The sequence below is a fragment of the Halopelagius longus genome (assembly GCF_900100875.1).
In the GTDB taxonomy this organism is placed as follows: domain Archaea; phylum Halobacteriota; class Halobacteria; order Halobacteriales; family Haloferacaceae; genus Halopelagius; species Halopelagius longus.
The window spans coordinates 250,874-268,804 of the sequence record NZ_FNKQ01000003.1 but is presented as its reverse complement, the minus strand read 5'-3'; the positions used below and the strand labels follow the sequence as shown (position 1 = coordinate 268,804).

The 17,931-nt window shown below is 67.8% G+C and carries 15 protein-coding genes; 9 read left to right on the top strand and 6 right to left on the bottom strand.

The features are described from left to right. Window positions 1-54 precede the first annotated feature (54 nt). Window positions 55-1,845 carry a methyl-accepting chemotaxis protein gene (locus tag BLS11_RS12060; protein ID WP_092538592.1) on the top strand — a complete coding sequence of 597 codons (1,791 nt, stop codon included), beginning with the start codon at window positions 55-57 and terminating at the stop codon, window positions 1,843-1,845. A 47-nt stretch (window positions 1,846-1,892) separates the two neighbouring features. On the opposite strand, the gene ubaA is transcribed toward BLS11_RS12060, so the two are convergent. Continuing rightward, complete coding sequence (ubaA, locus tag BLS11_RS12055; RefSeq protein WP_092537786.1) at window positions 1,893-2,702, bottom strand: SAMP-activating enzyme E1; 810 nt, start codon at window positions 2,700-2,702, stop codon at window positions 1,893-1,895. Between the two features lie 157 nt (window positions 2,703-2,859). Between ubaA and BLS11_RS12050 the strand changes: the two genes are divergently transcribed. Together BLS11_RS12050 and BLS11_RS12045 are read left to right on the top strand one after the other, a co-directional pair. After that, window positions 2,860-3,180 (top strand): rhodanese-like domain-containing protein, encoded by a 321-nt coding sequence (locus BLS11_RS12050; protein ID WP_092537784.1) that lies wholly within the window; start codon window positions 2,860-2,862, stop codon window positions 3,178-3,180. Window positions 3,181-3,228: 48 nt separating this feature from the next. Beyond that, window positions 3,229-4,056, top strand: coding sequence for a CPBP family intramembrane glutamic endopeptidase (locus BLS11_RS12045; RefSeq protein ID WP_245698889.1), 828 nt, complete (start codon window positions 3,229-3,231; stop codon window positions 4,054-4,056). A 74-nt stretch (window positions 4,057-4,130) separates the two neighbouring features. On the opposite strand, the gene BLS11_RS12040 is transcribed toward BLS11_RS12045, so the two are convergent. The 4 genes from BLS11_RS12040 to BLS11_RS12025 form a co-directional block, all read right to left on the bottom strand. Next, window positions 4,131-4,721, bottom strand: a complete 591-nt coding sequence (locus BLS11_RS12040) for a 50S ribosomal protein L15e (RefSeq protein WP_092537782.1) — start codon at window positions 4,719-4,721, stop codon at window positions 4,131-4,133. A 248-nt stretch (window positions 4,722-4,969) separates the two neighbouring features. Next, window positions 4,970-6,118: a sugar ABC transporter permease gene (locus tag BLS11_RS12035; protein ID WP_092537780.1), complete on the bottom strand. Its 1,149-nt coding sequence runs from the start codon at window positions 6,116-6,118 to the stop codon at window positions 4,970-4,972. Continuing rightward, window positions 6,115-7,134, bottom strand: coding sequence for a carbohydrate ABC transporter permease (locus BLS11_RS12030; protein ID WP_092537778.1), 1,020 nt, complete (start codon window positions 7,132-7,134; stop codon window positions 6,115-6,117). The genes BLS11_RS12035 and BLS11_RS12030 overlap by 4 nt, the downstream gene beginning before the upstream one ends. Before the next feature lie 9 nt (window positions 7,135-7,143). After that, window positions 7,144-8,412 (bottom strand): sugar ABC transporter substrate-binding protein, encoded by a 1,269-nt coding sequence (locus tag BLS11_RS12025; RefSeq protein WP_092537776.1) that lies wholly within the window; start codon window positions 8,410-8,412, stop codon window positions 7,144-7,146. A 215-nt stretch (window positions 8,413-8,627) separates the two neighbouring features. Between BLS11_RS12025 and BLS11_RS12020 the strand changes: the two genes are divergently transcribed. Then, a complete protein-coding gene (locus tag BLS11_RS12020; RefSeq protein ID WP_092537774.1) occupies window positions 8,628-9,755 on the top strand; it encodes an ABC transporter ATP-binding protein in 1,128 nt (375 codons plus the stop codon). A gap of 7 nt (window positions 9,756-9,762) precedes the next feature. Here BLS11_RS12020 and BLS11_RS12015 read toward each other — a convergent pair whose 3' ends face one another. Beyond that, window positions 9,763-11,862 (bottom strand): DUF7997 domain-containing protein, encoded by a 2,100-nt coding sequence (locus tag BLS11_RS12015; protein ID WP_217629017.1) that lies wholly within the window; start codon window positions 11,860-11,862, stop codon window positions 9,763-9,765. A gap of 105 nt (window positions 11,863-11,967) precedes the next feature. On the opposite strand from BLS11_RS12015, the gene BLS11_RS12010 reads away from it, so the two are divergent. The 5 genes from BLS11_RS12010 (at window position 11,968) to BLS11_RS11990 (ending at window position 17,925) form a co-directional block, all read left to right on the top strand. Continuing rightward, the gene (locus tag BLS11_RS12010) at window positions 11,968-14,028 is read left to right on the top strand and encodes an alpha-amylase family glycosyl hydrolase (protein ID WP_092537772.1); all 2,061 of its coding nucleotides are present in this window, start codon (window positions 11,968-11,970) and stop codon (window positions 14,026-14,028) included. 78 nt (window positions 14,029-14,106) lie between these two features. Beyond that, window positions 14,107-15,156 (top strand): TrmB family transcriptional regulator, encoded by a 1,050-nt coding sequence (locus tag BLS11_RS12005; RefSeq protein WP_092537770.1) that lies wholly within the window; start codon window positions 14,107-14,109, stop codon window positions 15,154-15,156. 165 nt (window positions 15,157-15,321) lie between these two features. Further along, window positions 15,322-15,960 (top strand): helix-turn-helix domain-containing protein, encoded by a 639-nt coding sequence (locus tag BLS11_RS12000; protein ID WP_092537768.1) that lies wholly within the window; start codon window positions 15,322-15,324, stop codon window positions 15,958-15,960. A 95-nt stretch (window positions 15,961-16,055) separates the two neighbouring features. Beyond that, window positions 16,056-16,412 (top strand): group I truncated hemoglobin, encoded by a 357-nt coding sequence (locus BLS11_RS11995; RefSeq protein WP_092537766.1) that lies wholly within the window; start codon window positions 16,056-16,058, stop codon window positions 16,410-16,412. 316 nt (window positions 16,413-16,728) lie between these two features. Then, the gene (locus BLS11_RS11990) at window positions 16,729-17,925 is read left to right on the top strand and encodes a lycopene cyclase domain-containing protein (RefSeq protein ID WP_092537764.1); all 1,197 of its coding nucleotides are present in this window, start codon (window positions 16,729-16,731) and stop codon (window positions 17,923-17,925) included. Window positions 17,926-17,931: the final 6 nt, after the last annotated feature.

The window sequence follows — 17,931 nt, the reverse complement described above, 5'->3', positions numbered from 1 at the left end:
AAATGTGGGAATCGGCGCGACAGAGTTATGTTGGGGATGTGTGAGGTGTTCACGATGTCAGACTCGTTGTTCTCTCGACTCGCCGCGGTACTGCCGTTCGGCGGCGAGCGAACCCGGGCGGATGGTGGGGTTACCACCGGTGACGCACGGACCGTAACGGGAGTTGCGCGTTCGCTCGCACCGGCGCAACTGCTCGACGGCGTGGGGTCGCCCGTGTTCGTCCTCGACGCGGACGGACGAGTCGTCGCGTGGAACCGGCCCATCCAGGGTCTCACCGGCGTCTCCGCGGAGGAGGCGCTCGGTTCGGAGCACGCCAGCGAGGCGTTCTACCCCGACGGCCGCCGCGCGAAGACGCTCGCGGACAAGGTGCTCGAAGCGCCGCGCGACGCCGACGAACGGTTCGGCGTCACCTCCGTCGAGGACACGGTGGCCTTCGAGGACGCGAGCACGATGGTGACCGCAGACGGCGTCGAACGGCACATCCGCTTCGTCGCCCAACCCATCTTCGACGGCGACGAACTCGTCGCGGTGATGGAAGTCGTCCACGACCAGACGGACACCGTCGCGCGGGACAACGCGTCGCTCGCACTCGTTCACGAACTCCTCGACACCATCGGCGCTCTCGCCGACGGCGACCTGTCGGCGCGCGTCGAGTACCGGGACGAACGCGGCGTCCTCGACGAGGACGTTCTCACCATCGTCCCCGAGTTCAACGCGATGGCCTCCCGCTTCGAACGACTCGCGGACGAGGTAGACGAGAAGGCCGCCCACCTCGGCGAGGCGATAGAGCGCGCGGCCAACGCCGCGACGCGCATCGAGGCGCAGGTGGGCGAACAGAGCACGCTCCTCGATAAGGGAGCCGACGAGATGCAGGACCTCTCTGCGAGCATGGAGGAGATAGCCGCCACCTCGGACGAAGTCGCCACCGCGGCCGAACAGGCCCGGTCCGCGGCGGAGAACGGCCGCGAGGCCGGCGAGTCCGTCCGGACGGCGACGGACAACGTCATCGACATCTCCGACGACCTACTGGAGAGCGTCACCGAACTCCAAGAGCGGATGGGCGCGATAGAGGAAGTCGTCGAGGTCATCGCGGAAGTCGCGGACCGGACGAACCTGCTGGCCCTCAACGCCAACATCGAGGCGGCGCGGGCGGGCGAGGCCGGCGAGGGCTTCTCCGTCGTCGCAGACGAGGTGAAGCAACTCGCCAACCAGACGCACACCCACACCGAGGAGATAGCCGAGAGCATCGAGGAGATTCAGGAACAGGCCGACGTGACCGTGGACGCCTCCGAACAGTCCCACGAGCAGATACAGGTCGCCTCCGGCGAGATAGAGGACGTGCTGGGGTCGCTCGAAGAGATAGCCGACGCGGCGGACGCCGCCGCAAACGGCGTCTCGGAAGTCGCGCGCGCGACGGACAGTCAGGCCACGAACATCGAGGGCGTCACGACGACGATTCAGTCCGCACAGACGCACGCAAGCGACACGGAGGAGGCGTCCGCGGAGATTACCGACGCCACCGCCGACCAGACGATGGCCCTCGACGAACTCACGGAACGCGTCGCCCGCCTCTGCGGCGACGCCTCCGCTACGGACGTGGACATCGACTTCGACGCCCACGGCGCGGACTCGAACGGCGACGAGGCGACGGCGGAGACGCGCCCGGACGGCGGGAGCGACGGAGAGGCGGACGTAGAGCAGATGACCGGCGGCGGTCAGGCGCAGACCGACGGGGGTCACGCAACTGAGGGAGCACGTCGGACGGAGTCCGACGGCGGTCACGCATCTTCCGATGCGGGAGAACGTGAGACGGAGTCTGACGGCGGATTCGAGTTCGACACCTGAATCGGAATCGGCTTCTTTCGTTCGCCGCGCGCCGCGGAGCGACGCGACTACCGCGACACCGCGCAGGCGTCCGCGTACTCGACGTCCGTCACGGAGTCGATGGGGTCGTCGCCGCAGACGGGGCAGTCGGGGTTCCGCCGGTACTGTACCGTCTCGAACGTCGCGTCCATCGCGTCGTAGAAGAGGATGCGGCCGACGAGGGGTTCGCCGACGTCGAGGACGAGTTTCGCGGCTTCCGTCGCCTGCAGACAGCCGAGCGTCCCCGGCAGGACGCCGAGGACGCCCGTCGTCGCGCAGTCGGGGACGGTGCCCGGTTCGGGCGCTTCGGGGAACAGACACCGGTAACAGGGGCCGTCGGGGACGAGCGTCGTCGCCTGTCCCTCGAACTTGTATATCGCCCCGTGGGCGACCGGAATCTCCCGGAGGCGACAGAAGTCGTTGAGGAGGTAGCGCGTCGGGAAGTTGTCGGAGGCGTCCACCACCACGTCGTAGCCCGGAACCACCTCGGAGACGTTCGATTTCTCGAGTCGCGTCTCGTACGTCTCGACGGTCACGTCGGGGTTGAGGTTCGCCACGAAGTCGGCGGCGCTCTCGACTTTCGGCCGGCCGACGTCGTCGTCGCCGTGGACGACCTGTCGCTGGAGGTTGCTCCGTTCGACGGCGTCGTCGTCGACGATGCCGAGGGTGCCGACGCCCGCGCCCGCCAAGTACTGGACGACGGGCGACCCGAGTCCGCCCGCGCCGACGACGAGGACGCGCGAGTCGAGGAGTCGTTCCTGTCCCTCCGGGCCGACTTCGTCCATGATGATGTGCCGGGAGTACCTGTCCAACTGCGTGGAGTCGAGCGAGAGGGGCATACCCCTACGTCGGAATCGGACCCGGATAACTCCTCCCCGCCCGGCCGAACGCGCCGGTACCGGACGGCGAACGCGGCGGCCGAGGCGAACGCAGGTGTGGACGCACGCGCGGAAGCCGAACCGTAGCCGGTTTCAGTCGCCGTCCGAACCTCCTCGTATGGTACCCGAGACGACTCCCGACGAACTGGCGTCGAAACTCGACGCCGACGGAGAGACCGACCTCACCGTCCTCGACATCCGAGACCCTTCGTCGTACGACGAGGGCCACGTCGCGGGCGCGGAGAACGTCCCCGCCCAGCGACTCTCGGCGGAGACGCTTGACCGCGAGTGGGGCGACGAGGTGGTCGTCGCCTGCTACGTCGGCAAGAGTTCTCGGCGCGTCGCTTCGATACTCGATTCGCGCCTCGACGCCGACGTCTCCAGTCTCAGCGGCGGGTTCGACGCGTGGGACGGTCCCACGGAGTCGGCGGACGACTGACCGGCGGTTCGTCGCCGCGTTTATCCGCTCACCGGACATGTTGCCACTATGACGATGCGCTCGCCCACCGACGCGTCCGCCGGGTCCGGCGGAACCGACGCCGGCGGCGGGTCGTATCTGCGGCGCGCGGGTGCGCTCCTCGGGTTGGGGCTCGTCGGCGTCGCCTCCCTCGGGGCGACCATCGCGCTCACGGGTGCGCTCCCCGTCGTGCCCGGACTCTCGACGCTCGCGGTGTTATTTCTCTCCTTGGTCGCTCCGACGACGTTTCTCCTCCTCGCCGTCCTCGTCGGGACGCGGGCGGCTTCCCTCGTCGGCCTTCGCTCCCTCGTCGCCGACCGGGTGACCCACGGAACGCCGGTGCTCCCCGAACTCGGCGATATCGCCCCCTACGCTATCGGCGCGGGTGCGGCCGTCGGCCTCCTGTTGGCGTCGCTGGACGTCGTCTTCGCGCCGTTGGGGGCGACGCCCGCGGTGGAGGGGCGGCCGACGTTCCTTCAAGTGTTCGCGTCGGTGCCCGTCCGGTTCCTCTACGGCGGCATCACCGAGGAACTCATCCTCCGGTGGGGGGTGCTCTCGGCCGTCGCGTGGGTGGGCTGGCGCGCCACCGGCGGCGTCCGCAAACCTGGACCGACCGTGATGTGGCCCGCCATCGGCATCACCGCCCTCCTGTTCGGTCTGGGCCACCTCCCGGCGGTGGCGGGCATCGGGACGCTCACGCCGTCCGTCGTCGCCCGGACGGTGCTTTTGAACGCCCTCGGCGGCGTCGTCTACGGGTGGTTCGCGTGGCGGTACCACCTCGAAGCCGCCATGCTGGCGCACGCCGGAACCCACGTCGTCTTCGTGACGCTTTCGCTGTTGGTCGTCGTGCTCTCCTGAGGGCGGCCCGTCGAATCGCCGGAGCGGTCGCTGTTCGGGCGGTCGCGAAAGAAAATCCGAATCGGAGCGGCGCGTTACTTGCCGCGGCGGCGGTTGCTGCCGACGCTGGGACGGGTGTGTTCCGAACCCTTCCCGCGCTTGCGGAGGCCGCGGTTCGACTTGCCCGAGTTCGTCAGACCGCGGAAGGCGCGGCCCTTGTGGTCGTCGCTGCAGATCCAGTTGAGTTCGTCGTCGCTCTGGATGGCGGGGTGCTCGGGGTCCACGAGAATCACTTCGTGCCACTTCTGGGAGCCGTCTTCGCCGACCCAGTACGACGCGAGGACGCGCAGGTTCGGGAACTTCCGCGAGGCGCGTTCCTCGGCGATGCGCTGGATGCTCTTGCGGCGACCGATGCGGTTGACGCCCTGCCGCTTCGACCGGCGTCCGGCCTTGTGGCGCTGCTTGCGCGCGTTACCCTTGCGGACGGAGACGCGCGCGACGACGATGCCCTGCTTTGCCTTGTAGCCGAGTTCGCGGGCCTTGTCGAGGCGCGTCGGACGCTCGATGCGCTCTATCGCGCCTTGGTCGCGCCACTCCTGCTTTCGCTGCCACTGCAGCTCGGCGAGTTTGCCGTCGCCGGGCTGCTTCCATGCCTCCTTGATGTGAGAGTAGAAGCTTCGTGCCATAGTTTCACCACGGGCGCTTGCGATTCGGAGGGGCGTTCGACGCTCCTCCACATTTCGTCCCGTTCTCACGGGTGCCCGCTGGCGTGCCCGTCTGACCAGCGAGTTACCGAACCTTCCTTCGGTTCGCCTTTAACGACTTCGAATCCGCACCGAACGCGTGGGAACGTCTCTCGGGGGACGGGAGGGCGTCGGTCGCCGCGCCCCGTCGCCGATACGCGCGCACGCGAAGAAAAGATATAACCGCGGGTTCAGCCTTCCATCCCGCTGAACGAGAGGCCGCCCTCGATGTACCGTTGGGCGAACAGGTACACGAGCATGATGGGCGCGGCGAACGTGAGCGCGAACGCCGAGAACCGCGCCCACGGGATGGAGTACTCGCTTATCAGCGAGAACAACCCGACCGGGAGCGTGTAGTTCTCCGTGCCGAGGAGGGTTTGGGCGACGACGAACTCCGTCCACCCCGTCAGGAAGGTGAAGATGAACACCGTCGCCAGTCCCGCCGCAGACAGGGGGACGATGACTTCGGTGACGACGCGCCACGGCGGCGCGCCGTCCACCACCGCCGCCTCCTCGTAGGAGACGGGGATGCCGTCCATGTACGTCTTCAAGAGCCACGTGTTGAACGGCACCGCCGTCGCCGCGTAGTAGACGGCGAGTGCGAGTTTGTTGTCGTTGATGCCGAACTGGACGTACACCGTGTACAGTCCGATGAGGAGGGCGATGCCGAGTCCGCTCCCCACCTGCGTCATCAGCACGTAGACGAACAGAATCTTCCGGCGGAGGATGAACTCCCGCCGCGAGAGGGCGTATGCCGCCGGGACGACCAGACACATCGAGATGATGACCGTCGGAATCGCCACGGTGAGGCTGTTCCAGAAGAACTTCTTGAACGTCGAGGGGTTCTCGACGGGTTGGACGCCGAACCCGGGGAACAGTTCGGTCGAACCGAACGCGATTCGCCCGACCGTCCCCGGTTTCAGCGCGCTCACGTCGAGGAACACCACCTGCGGCGTGTTGAACACGACGGCGATATCGCTCAACGGAACGTTCAGCGAGATGCTGTACGCCGGGATTATCAGGTCGCCGACGACCCAGAGGAACGGCACCAAGGACGGACTCTCCGGGAACAGTTTCAGACCGCTGGAGGAGTAGATGGAGCCGCCGGTCCCCGAGAGCGCCGCGATGAGTATCCAGTAGATGGGAAACAGGAGCAACAGGACGCCGACGAGTGCGCCGAGCGTCGCGCCCGTCGTCTTCAGCGGTTCGACGGGCGATATCTCGCCGTTGCGGACGCCCTCGACGGTGTACGCCGCGTCGCGGGCGACTTCGAGGGGTGCGGAGACGACGGTGAGCGTGTCCTCCTTCAACTTCCGTGCGACGCCGTCGAAGAGGCTCACGCTTCGTTCACCCCGTCTGCGAGTCGTCCGCGCTTGACGTTCAACCACATGAACGCGCCGATGAACAGGACGGCGATGAGGCTTATCGCCGCCCCGCGACCGTACTGCGAGAACGACAACGCCTCGCGGTAGCCGTACACGACGATGAGTTCGTTCTGCCGCGCCGGTCCGCCCTCGTTGAACACGAAGGGGATGAGGAACTGCTGGAACGACGCCGCCGCGGTCAGAATCGACGCGAACAGCACCGGCTTCTTGATGGAGGGAAGGGTGACGTGGAAGAAGCGAGCGACGTAGCCCGCGCCGTCGACCATCGCCGCCTCGTGGAGTTCGTCGGGCACGTCCTGAAGCGCGCTGACGGTGATGATGACCATGAACGGGTAGGCCAACCACGCCTCCGTGACGTTGTAGGCGAGGAACGCCATCCACCGGTTACTGAGCCACGACACCGTCTCCAACCCGAGCGCGGCGAGAATCTGGTTCGCGAGCCCGAACTCGGCGGAACTGAAGATGCCGCGCCAGACGGTGATGGTGAAGATGGCGGGCAGCCCCATCGGGAGGATGATGAGCGAACGCATGAACCGCTTGCCGCGGACCCGTTCGCCGGTCACGACCAAGGCGATCGTCAGACTCAGCGTGATCTTCAGCGTGACGCTCGTGGCGACGAACAGCCACGTCACGCCGAAGGAGTTCCAAAACTGGCCGTTTATCGGCAGGGTAAGGAGCGTCTCGCCGAACAACACGACGTCGAACGTGCCGCCGAACAGCACCTGTGTGTAGTTCTCCAAGCCGACGAACGCCGCCTCTCCGAACGTCAGCACCGACAGTGCGCCTTCGCCGGCGAACAGGTTCGCGGGCGCGGCGTTCGTAAAGGAGATGCCGAGCAGGTACAGCACCGGAAACAGCATGAACGCCGAGAAGACGAACAGTCCCGGCAGGACGAAGAGGAGCGACACGTCGCTCTTGTCGAGGAACGGAACCTCCTTGACGCGGCGTGCAACGCGTGAAGCAGTACTCATTGGTCGTCCTTACTCCCAGTTTCCGCGGATTTCCGTCGCGGCCGCATCCATCGCCTTCTGGACGTCCTTCCCGTTGAACCCCTTCGTCAGCGCGGCCTTCACGGGGTCCCACACCTTGTTCATCTTCGGGTGCGCGGGCATCGGGTAGCCCTGCTGGACCGCCTCGGCGAAGCCCTGCACGTTCTCCGGCAGGTCGCCGCTCTCGGCGAGACTCGTCAGGACGGGGATGCTCCCCGTCTCCTCGGCGCGCTTCCGAAGCAGGTCCTCGTTCGTGACGTACCACTCGATGAACTCGCGGGCCGCCGCGGCGGACGCGCCGCCCTCGCCCATCTTCTTCGAGAAGTACCAGAGGGTGATTCCCGTGTAGGGCCTCGGTTCGCCGCCCTCGGGCGTCGGCAGTTTCGCGATGCCGTAGTCGACGCCCTTCTCGTTGAGCGTCGAGAGGTACCACGGGCCGTTGATGGCGAACGCGGCGTTACCCTCCGCGAAGGCGGACGCCTGCGGTTCGTACGTGGGGTCGTTCGGCATGTACGGCACGAAGTTGTCCACCGCGAACTGGACGCCCTCGACGGTTTCGGACTTCGCGACGCCGAGCGGTTCGTCCTTCGAGTGGTCGAAGTAGTAGCCGCCGAACGCGTGCGCCCACGCGCTCAGGAAGTAGGGGTCAGCGAAGGGCATCCCCAGCCCGTACTGGTTGTTGCTCGGGTCGTGGTGCTCCTCCATCACGGCCTTCATGTCCGCGACGGTTTCCGGCGCTTCGTCCACGTACTCCTTGTTGTAGAGGAGGGCGACGGTTTCGGCCGTGTGCGGCAGTCCGACGACGTTCCCGTCGTACTGCGCCGCTTCGGCCGCCGCGTCGGTGAACTCATCGAGGCTCAGGCTCAGTTCGTCCCCTTGGCCGACGATGAAGCCGCGGTTGAGGTAGTCTCCCGCCAAGTCGTGCGCCCACTCGAACGTCTCCGGTCCCTGTCCGGCGGGAATCGCGCTCGTCGTCTTCTTGCGCATGTCCGAGATGTCCGCGCCCTTTATCGTGTGCTCGGACTGCTCGTTGAATTGCTTTAGCGCGGCCTCCCGAGCGGGAAGCTCCGTATCGGAGAGCCTGTACCACGCTTTCGCGGTTCCGGCGGAGGCGTCGTCCGTCCCACCCTCGGCGGACGACTCGCCGCCCGACTGCGCCGTCTGGTCTCCTTGGCTCTGGACGCCCACGCACCCCGCGAGCGCCGCGGCGACGCCCGCGGTTCCGAGACGCTTCAGCAGCGTTCTGCGTTCCATGGTCATGGCTGAACGTGAGATGAATTATTCGTTCACGACTTAATTCATTCGGATCCCTCACCGTTTATCATCCGAGTGGAGCGGGAAAGGGGGCGTCGAAGCCCGAACGGGCCGGCGATAGCGTCTCGGTAGCAGAGGCCGTAAAAGAACTACGAAATAGTGCATCACAAATCCACGAGAGAGGGTAAGAACTATACACCGTCGTAACAAGTCACGGGGCAATGGCAACCGTAACGCTCGATAATCTCAGAAAGGAGTTCGACAACGGGCGCATCGTCGCGGTGGACGACGTGTCGCTCGACGTCGAGGACGGAGAGTTCGTCACCGTGGTCGGTCCCTCGGGGTGCGGGAAATCGACCACGCTCCGGATGCTGGCGGGACTGGAATCGCCCACGTCGGGGACCATCGAAATCGACGGCGAGGACGTGACCGACGTGCACGCCCGCCGGCGCGACGTGGCGATGGTGTTTCAGAACTACGCGCTGTACCCGCACAAGACCGTCCGGCAGAACATGGCGTTCGGTCTGCGGATGAGCACCGACCTCTCGAAGGACGAACGCGAGGAGCGAGTCCGCGAGACGGCCGAGATGATGGACATCGAGGAACTGCTGGACGACCGACCAGACGAACTGTCCGGCGGGCAGAAACAGCGAGTCGCCCTCGGGCGCGCCATCGTGCGCGAACCCGACGTGTTCCTGTTCGACGAACCGCTCTCGAACCTCGACGCGAAACTCCGGACGACGATGCGGACGGAGATTCAGCGCCTCCAGAACGAACTCGGCATCACCGCCATCTACGTCACGCACGACCAAGAGGAGGCGATGACGATGGGCGACCGCATCGCCATCCTCAACGACGGCGTCCTCCAGCAGACGGGCGCGCCGAAGGAGGTGTACCGCAACCCGCGCAACGAGTTCGTCGGCGGGTTCGTCGGGTCGCCGTCGATGAACTTCCTCGACGTGGCCGTTGCGGGCGACGGCGGACGCGTCGCCCTCACGAACGACGACGGCTTCGAGTACGAACTGACGGGCGAGGCGGCCCGCGCCGTCTCGGAGACGGGCGTGACCGAGGCGCGCCTCGGAATCCGCCCGGAGAACGTCACCGTCACCGACGGCGAGGACGGCCTCCTCGCCACCGTCGAGGTGGTCGAACCCGTCGGGAGCGACAACTACCTCCACTTGGACCTCGGTCCCGACTTCATCGCCCGCGTGGACTCGCACGTCGAACCGTCGAACGGCGACGCGATTCGCGTGACGTTCGACCAACGCGACGTCACCCTGTTCGACGCGGCGTCGGGCGAGTCGCTCCTCTGGGAGGAACCGACCGAACGGAAGAAAGCGACGGCGTAATCGGAGTTCAGTCGTCGGCGTCGGGCGTTCCGACGTTCGCGCTCCGCCGAGGCGGCAGACGCTCCGTCGCCGCCGATCCCGCATCTATCATCTCGTACTCGTCCATCAGCGCCACCGTCGCGAGTCGGAGGGCGTGGGGCCACCCCAACGGCGTCGCGCTATCGGGCGTCCCCTCGTCGAACACCTGTTCGGGGAGGTAGCCGTTCGCCAGACAGAGCGACCCGCCGGGGAGGACGTGCCCGAGGAGTTCGCTCGCCGTCGCCGCCAGCGACTCCGCCCGGTCGTCGCCGCGGTCCGAGAGGTGCGCGCTCAGGCTCGCGGCGGCGTGTGCGCCCCACGCCGTCGAGACGGTCCAAATCTTCTCGTCGTCCTGCGTTCGCGTCCGCCAGCCGTCGCCCTCGTAGCGGATCAGTCCCGCCACGTCGCTCTCTGCGGGGTCGCGGTACAGTTCCTCGGTGACCGTTTCGACGTGGGAGACGAGGCGGTCGAGTCGCCGTTCGTCCACCTCGCCCACCTCGGCGTACGTGCGGTGCGCGCTCGAAAGCGCAAGCGCCGCCGAGTCGCAGCGTTCGTCGAGTTCGCCCGCCCGGTCGGCGTCGGGGCCGTACTCCCGGAGGGCGTAGATGCCGCGTTCCGGCACCCACAGGTCGTCGATGGCGCGGTAGACGTCCTCGGCGCGGGCGAGCGCTCGCTCCGAGAGCCCCTCGATATCGGCCGCCGCGAGCGCCGAGTAGGCTTCGAGGAACGTCGCCGCCGTGTGGGCGAACCGCCCCGACGCGTCCTCCCAGGCGTTCTGGCACGTCGCGGGGCGGCCGTCGTCGGCCAGCGTGTCGTCCATCCCGTCGAACGCGCGTTCGAGCGTCTCTCGAACCGCCTCGGCCTCCTCGCCGTCGGTCTCCGCGAGGTACGACGCGAGGAAGGAGACGACGCTCCCGGTCTGGTCGGCTTGGTACTCCACGTCGTCGCCCGCTTCGAGTCGGCCGTTCGCCCATCCGGGGGCTAACGACCCGTCGAACGGCCAGACGCGGTGGGGCCACGACCCGTCGTCCAGTTGGGTCTCGCGGTACGACCGCGCGCTCTTCTCGTGCCACTCCGAGAGTCCGAGCCCGAACCGCCGGTCCGACTCCAGCAGGAACAGCGATATCTCCGAGTCGTCGCGGAACCACGTGTAGCCGTACCCGCCGGAGTAGACGTAGTAGGGGTCGAAATCCGGACCGGCGGCGCGGAGGCCGCGCGGTCCCGAGAGGAGAGAGAGGACGCGCAGGTCGGCGGCGACGGCATCGGCGTACGGTCCCGAGACGTCTCCCACCTGCGCCTCGGCGGCGCGTTCCAGCGCCGATACGTCGGCGTACTCCGCTGCGGCCGTCCGCACGGCGTCGAGGGCGTCCGCCCGGGGGCGCTCGGAGCGGTCGGTCAGGAGCGTCGCGAACGTCGCCGACCCGTCGGGCGCGGGGAGGACGCCCACCACGTCGCCGCTCAGTTGGCCGTCCTCGTACCGGTCCTCGGAGACGGGACGCGGGTACGGGTCGGGGGCGTCGCCCGCGAGTCCGTCGAACCCGCCGAACGCCTCGCCGCGGAGCGTCTCGAACCCCGTCGCGCTGGCGAGGTAGTCGTGCTCCTCGGCGTGGTACACCTCGACGGCGTCGCCGTGGCGCAGTTGACCGATCTGCGTGTCGCGGCCGTCGGGGCCGAAGCCGACGCACGCCGCCACGTCGAGTTCGCCGTCGGCCTCCGAGGCGTCCACGTGCGTCACGTGCACGTCGCCCAGCGTCAGGTCGTACTGCGAGACGACGCCGTGCGGCGTCTCGTGCGTCGTCACGACGAGCGCGGTGTCCCCGTGGTAGCGCTGGTCGCCCCCCTCGGCGTCGAACCACGTCGTCTCGGAGTCCGCCGCGCCCGCGGGCCGGACGCCCACTCTGGACCGGACGACGCCGGTCAGTCCGACGAGGGGGTAGCTGAAGTCGCGTAATCGCCCGTCTTCGTCGACGTGGACCAACCGACCGTCCAGTCCGGAGAAGCGACCGGTCGTCGTCCGGCACTCGCCCGGAAACCGGGTCTCGTGGTCCCGGTGACGCTTGTAGTCGTTCAGCGCGTCTCGAAGTTGCATCGTGGGAGCCTCCCCGCCGCAGCGACATAACTTTTGGTGTAATATTCGTTCACAGATTCATCTCGGAGCGAAACAGTAAACAGGGTCGAACGTGGGCGTGTCCGTATGCACCATCCCGGACCGCCCCGGTTCACGCACGTCGGGTCGCCGGTCGAACTCGCGCCTCGGAACCCGGACGCGACGGCCGCGTTCTCGTGGCGCCTCCTCGAACGGCCCGACGGAAGCGAGGCGACGGTCGGCGATTCGCCGGTCGTCCACCTCGACCCGGACGTGACCGGCACGTACAGACTCGAACTCGACGCGCCCGACGGCACGCACCGACAGACCGTCCGCGCGTTCCCCGACCCCCGAACGACCGTCCGCGTCTCCGTGGCGGCCGACGAGGTGGACGTCGACCCCGAATCGGTCGACTCCGCCTCGGTCATCGGGCGGTTCAACGACTTCACGATGGGTCGACACCGCGCGGAGTACGACGAAGAGAGAGAAGAGTGGGCCGTCGAAGCGCGCCTCCCGCCGGGCGACCACAACCTCGTCTTCGCGTTCGACGACGAGTTCGAACCGTACGCCGACGTGGACGTCTCCGTGGCGGGGCCGGGCCGCCCGCGCGTCTCCCTTCGGGGTCGGCGCGAGGGCGACGAACTCGTGGTCGCCGCGGACGCCGACCCCGCGCCGGACGGTGCCGCCCCCGAAGTGGAGTTCTACCTCGACGGCCGCGACGCCCTCTCGCGGGGCGACGTTCTCGTCGCCGACGACGAACTGCGCGTCCCCGCCGATGCAATCTCGGAACTGACGCGCGTCCACGCCGTCCCGGTGGCCGAACGCCACGGTATCGCCGACACCCTCGAACTCGCAGTCGAGGGCGGGGAGGCGTCGTTCCGCCGCCCCGCCGACCCGCCGGCGTGGGTCCGCGACGCCACCGTCTATCAGATATTCGTCCGCGAGTTCGCCGGCGAGACGGTGGAGACGACGTTCGAGGAGATTCGCCGCCGCGTCCCGTACCTCGAACACCTCGGCGTCGATACGCTCTGGTTGACGCCCGTCGCCGAGAGTCCGACCCGCCACGGCTACCACATCACCGACCTGTTCGACACCGCCTCCGACCTCGGGACGCGCGAGGAGTTCGAGTCGCTGGTCGACCGACTCCACGAGGCCGGAATTCGGGTCCTCTTCGATTTGGTCGTCAACCACACCTCCCGGGACCACCCGGCCTACCAACTCCACGAGGCGGGCGTCGAGGGGTACGAGGACCTGTACGGCCGCGTCCCCGCCGCGGAGGACACCTCCGAAATCGAGTGGTCCGCCGACGGCGCGCCCGCCTACTACTTCAACTGGACGAAGATTCCGAACCTCAACTACGACTCCCTCCGGACGAGAGAGTGGATGCTCGACGTGGTCGAAGAGTGGCTACCCGTCGTCGACGGGTTCCGGTGCGACGTGGCGTGGGGCGTCCCCCACGGCTTCTGGAAGGAGGTCCGCGCCCGCGCGAAGGCACGGGACCCCGAGTTCCTCCTCTTGGACGAGACGGTGCCGCGGAACGCCGACTTCCGGGAGAACGAGTTCGACCTGCACTACGACACGGACCTCTATCACACCCTCCGGCGGATAGGCGGCGGCGAGGCCTCCGCGACGGAACTGTTCGACGCCCTCGCGGACTCGGAGCGCCGGGGCTACCCCGACGAGGCGGTCCACATGCGGTACGTCGAGAACCACGACGAGGACCGCTACCTCGCGGAGTGCGGCCCAGACGCCCTCCCCGCCGCGGCGGCGGCGACGCTGACGCTCCCCGGCGCGCCGATGATATACTACGGGCAGGAACGCGGCGTGACGGAGCAACGCGGCACGATGAAGTGGCACGACGGCGACGCCGAACTCACCGAGTTCCACCGCCGCCTCGTCGCCGTCCGGAACGCGGAACCCGCCCTCCGGAGCGAACGCGTCGAACCCGTGAACGTCGAGGTCACGGGCGCGGCGGCCGACGACGTGGTCGCCTACGAACGCGGCGAGGGCGACGACCGACTCGTCGTCGTCCTGAACTTCGGCGGCGACGCCGCGACGGTGAGGCTGGACCGGGTTCCCTCGGCGACGACCGACCTCGTCTCCGACGAGGAGGTCGGCACCGGGGACGGCATTCGCGTCGAGGACGCCGTCGTCCTCCGGGTCGAGTAGCGAGAACCGCCCACCCCCGGCGCTTCGGGGGTCGAACTGACCGAGTGATGTAAGTACGGCCCCTCTGCATGTAGCCGTATGGACGATGCGTCGCTCGCCGACATGCTGGAGCGATTCGGATTCTCGGACAAGGAGGTAGATACGTATCTGACGATTCTGGAGCTCGGCGAGGCGAAGGCGAGCACCATCGCCGACGAGGCGGGCGTCTCGAAGCGGTACGTGTACAGCATCGCGGAGAAACTCGACGATAGGGGGTTCGTCGAGGTCAACGACCACGCCGTCCCGACGACGATTCGGGCGAACCCGCCCGCGGACGTGGTTGAGACGCTCACGTCGGACTTAGACGACATGCGCCCCGCGCTGGAGTCGCGGTTCTCGCGGGCGGCCCCCCGGTCGGAGCGCTTCGAGGTGGTGAAATCGCGGGTGACGGTGCTGAAGCGCGTCTCCGAACTCGTCGCCCGCGCGGAGACGGAGGTGACGCTCGGCATCCCCTACCACCTGCTGGACGAGGTGGCCGACGAACTGCGCGCCGCCGTCGAACGCGGCGTCCTCGTCCTCCTCATCGTCACGGGCGTCGAACCCGGCACGGACGCGGAACTGTCCGGTCTCGCCTCCGTCGCGCGGGCGTGGGACCAACCGATGCCGACGATGCTCACCGTCGACTACGAGGCGGGTCTCGTCGCCCCCGCGGAGATGGTCACCCGGTCCAACAGCGAGGCGCAGGCCATCGTCTTCGCCCAAGAGCAGCTCGGCCCGGTCATCGTCGGGTCGTTCCTCGGGAACTACTGGCCGATGGCCGCCGAGGTGTACACGCGGGAACCCGCGGACCTGCCGGCGACGTACGAGGACTTCCGGCACGCCGTCTTCCAAGCGACGCTCCACCTCCGCGCGGGCCACGACGTGGCGGCGCGCGTCGCCGGCCGTCCGGTCCACGTCGACGACGGCCCGACGGAACTCGAAGGGCAGATAGTGGACGTGCGGCAGGGACTGCTCGAACCCTCGACGAACTCCTTCCCCGTCGAGAACACCCTCGTCGTCACCGCCGAGGAGGGGACGTTCAGCGTCGGCGGCGGCGGCGCGTTCGTCGAGGATTTCGAGGCCGACACCGTCGAACTCTCCGTCCTCTGAGCGCTCCGGCCAGAACTCGCCGTTCACGACGTATGGGACCGCCGCTGCGGTACGGTCGGCTGTCCGGGCCTGTTTCGGTATCTCGGTCGGCCCCCTGCTTCGTGCGTCGGCCGAAAGGGCGCGTCGTTTCCGTAGGAACTTGTATCAGCCGCGAGTTCGTCCGATATGGTCGGCGTCCACGCCGAGCTCGAAGTCGACGGCGTCACCGGATGTCCCGTCGCCCCGATGAGCGAGGATTTGGAGGTGGAGTCCGTCGTCACCGACAGGCAGGCGGCGTCCCGAGGCGGGTCCGTCGTCGGCGAGGTGACGGTGAAACGCGACGGAGACGACTCGCCCGTCCCCGACGACGCGGAACGAGTGTTCGCCGACGGTTCGCGGTCCGTGTTCCGGTTCGAGGCGGCGGGCGAGGACTGCCCCTGCGGGCGCGTCCCGAACCACGGCTGTCCCGTCCGCGCACTCGACGCCGACGGCGGAACCGTCGCCGTCTCGTTCGTCGCGCCCGACGTGGAGACGGTGCGGCGCGTCGTCTCGGACCTCCGGTCGCGGTGCGACGCCGTCGGCGTCCGCCGACTGGTGCGGTCCGGGCCGGACGACGAACGGTCGTTGCTCCTCGTGGACCGGTCGGCGTTCACCGACCGGCAGTACGAAGTGCTCAGCACCGCCCACGAGATGGGCTACTTCGAACGACCGAAGGAGGCCGACTCCGCCGACGTGGCGTCGGCACTCGGCGTCTCCGTCTCCACGTTCACCGAACATCTCGCCGTCGCGCAGTCGAAACTTCTGAACCAAATTCTCCGAGTCTGATCCGTCCGTCGGGTTTCGTCCTCTCGCTTATATAACGCCGGACATGTGGGTGTGAGAGACTACGGTGACGCTCCGTCAACGTACGTGCGTCCCCGATGTCCGAATCCGTATATCGGCAGATAGGCGGTAAAGAAGCCGTGAAAGCAGTCGTCGACGATTTCTACGAACGGGTGTTGTCCGACGAACGACTCGTCGGGTACTTCGACGGGATGGATATGCAAGAACTCCGCGCGCACCAAGTGCAGTTCATCAGTTCCGTCGCGGGCGGCCCCGTGGACTACTCCGCCGACATGTACGAGGCGCACGCCCACCTCGACATCACCGAGGCGGACTTCGACGCCGTCGCCGACCACCTCGAACGCGCACTCCGCGAGAACGGCGTCGGAGACGACAACGTCGAGGCCATCATGTCGGAAGTCGCGGCCCTGAAAGACCCAATCGTCGCAGACTAACGCGGGGTCGGTCCCCCAGTTTCTCACTTTCCCGCGTCACCGCCGGCGGCGTTCGCCGCCTCTACGTCGTCCCGCCCGGCGGTTCGCCGATTCGCCGATTCGAGCAGTTACGCCGCGTAGCGCCCGAGTCGCCGACATCGCGGTCCGGGCGGGACGCTCGTCTGTATCCCTGACCGTCTCCCGTTCGGACCGATTTGATATCGCGTCATTCAGTTTATCGTGTCTCTTTCGCGTGTATCTTCCCGTCTGCGGACACCGCTTGCACGGCGTGCGAATCGGTCCCTACCGTTTTCGGCGTCGCGCCGCTAGAGACGCTATGGCCATCGCACGCCACGGGACGGGGACGAGAGCGGCGGTCGGCGCCCTCGCGTCGCAGGTGCATCCGGTGTTCATGCTGCCGCCGCTTGCGGCGTCGTGGTTCGGTGCCATCCTCGCGGGCGAGTTCGGCCTCCTCGTCGGCGCAGTCCACGCCCTCACGATATTCTTCGCCGTCTACACGGCCCACGTCAAGGACGGGTACGTGGACTTCTACCGCCGCGGCGAGGACGACGACCATCCGATGAGTCGCCGCGGGTGTCACGTCGGGTTAGCGGGCGCGACGCTCGGGTTCGTAGCGTGCGCCGCCGCCCTCGCCTCCCTCGTCGACGTCGGCGTCCTCGCCCTCGTCGTTCCCACGTGGTTTCTCGGCTTCTTTCACGCCCCGCAACTCGACACGAACCCCGTGACGGCGACGGCGGGCTACCCCTCCGGAATCGCGCTCAGCATCCTCGGCGGGTACTACGCGCAGACGGGCGGCGTCGCCGCGACGCCCGCGGCGTTCGCGGCGGTGTTTCTGCTCGTCCTCTCGGGCGTCAAAATCATCGACGACGCCCAAGACTACCAGTACGACCGCTCTATCGGCAAGCGAACCGTCGCCGTCGCCCTCGGGTACGCGAACGCCTTCCGCCTCGCGGACGCCCTCGTCGGCCTCGGCCTGTTTCTCGTCGTCGCGGGCGCGATAACCGGCCTGTTCCCCGCGTTCGCCCCCGTCGCCGCAGTCGCGTTCGGGGCCGTCGTCGTCGTCGCGCGCGGGGCGACGCCGCAACTCGCGACGATGCTTCTCATCCGCGGCGCGTACGTCTTCCTCGCCCTGTTGGTCGTCGCCGTCGCGTACCGCCCCCTCGCGGGCGTTCCGCTCCCCGATATCGGCGTCCTCGGGCCGTACACGTATCTGGCGACGGAGGTCCTGTTCGGTACGTTCGCCGCCGTCCTCCTCGTTCGCGCCGGCCGAGACGCCGTTCGGCGGACGGCCCGGACGATAGCAGTCGTCTACCCCGTCGCGTACGTCTGGGACTGGTACACGCTCGAAGTCGGCGTCTTCGCCATCCCGTTGCGGACGGGCGTCGAACTGCTCGGCATCCCCCTCGAAGAACACGTCTTCATGGTCGTCGTCCCCGCGTTCGTCCTCGGGATTCACGAGACGCTCGCGGCCAGAGACCCTCCCGCGGCCCGTTCGTCGAACGCCTCGGAGTGAGAACGA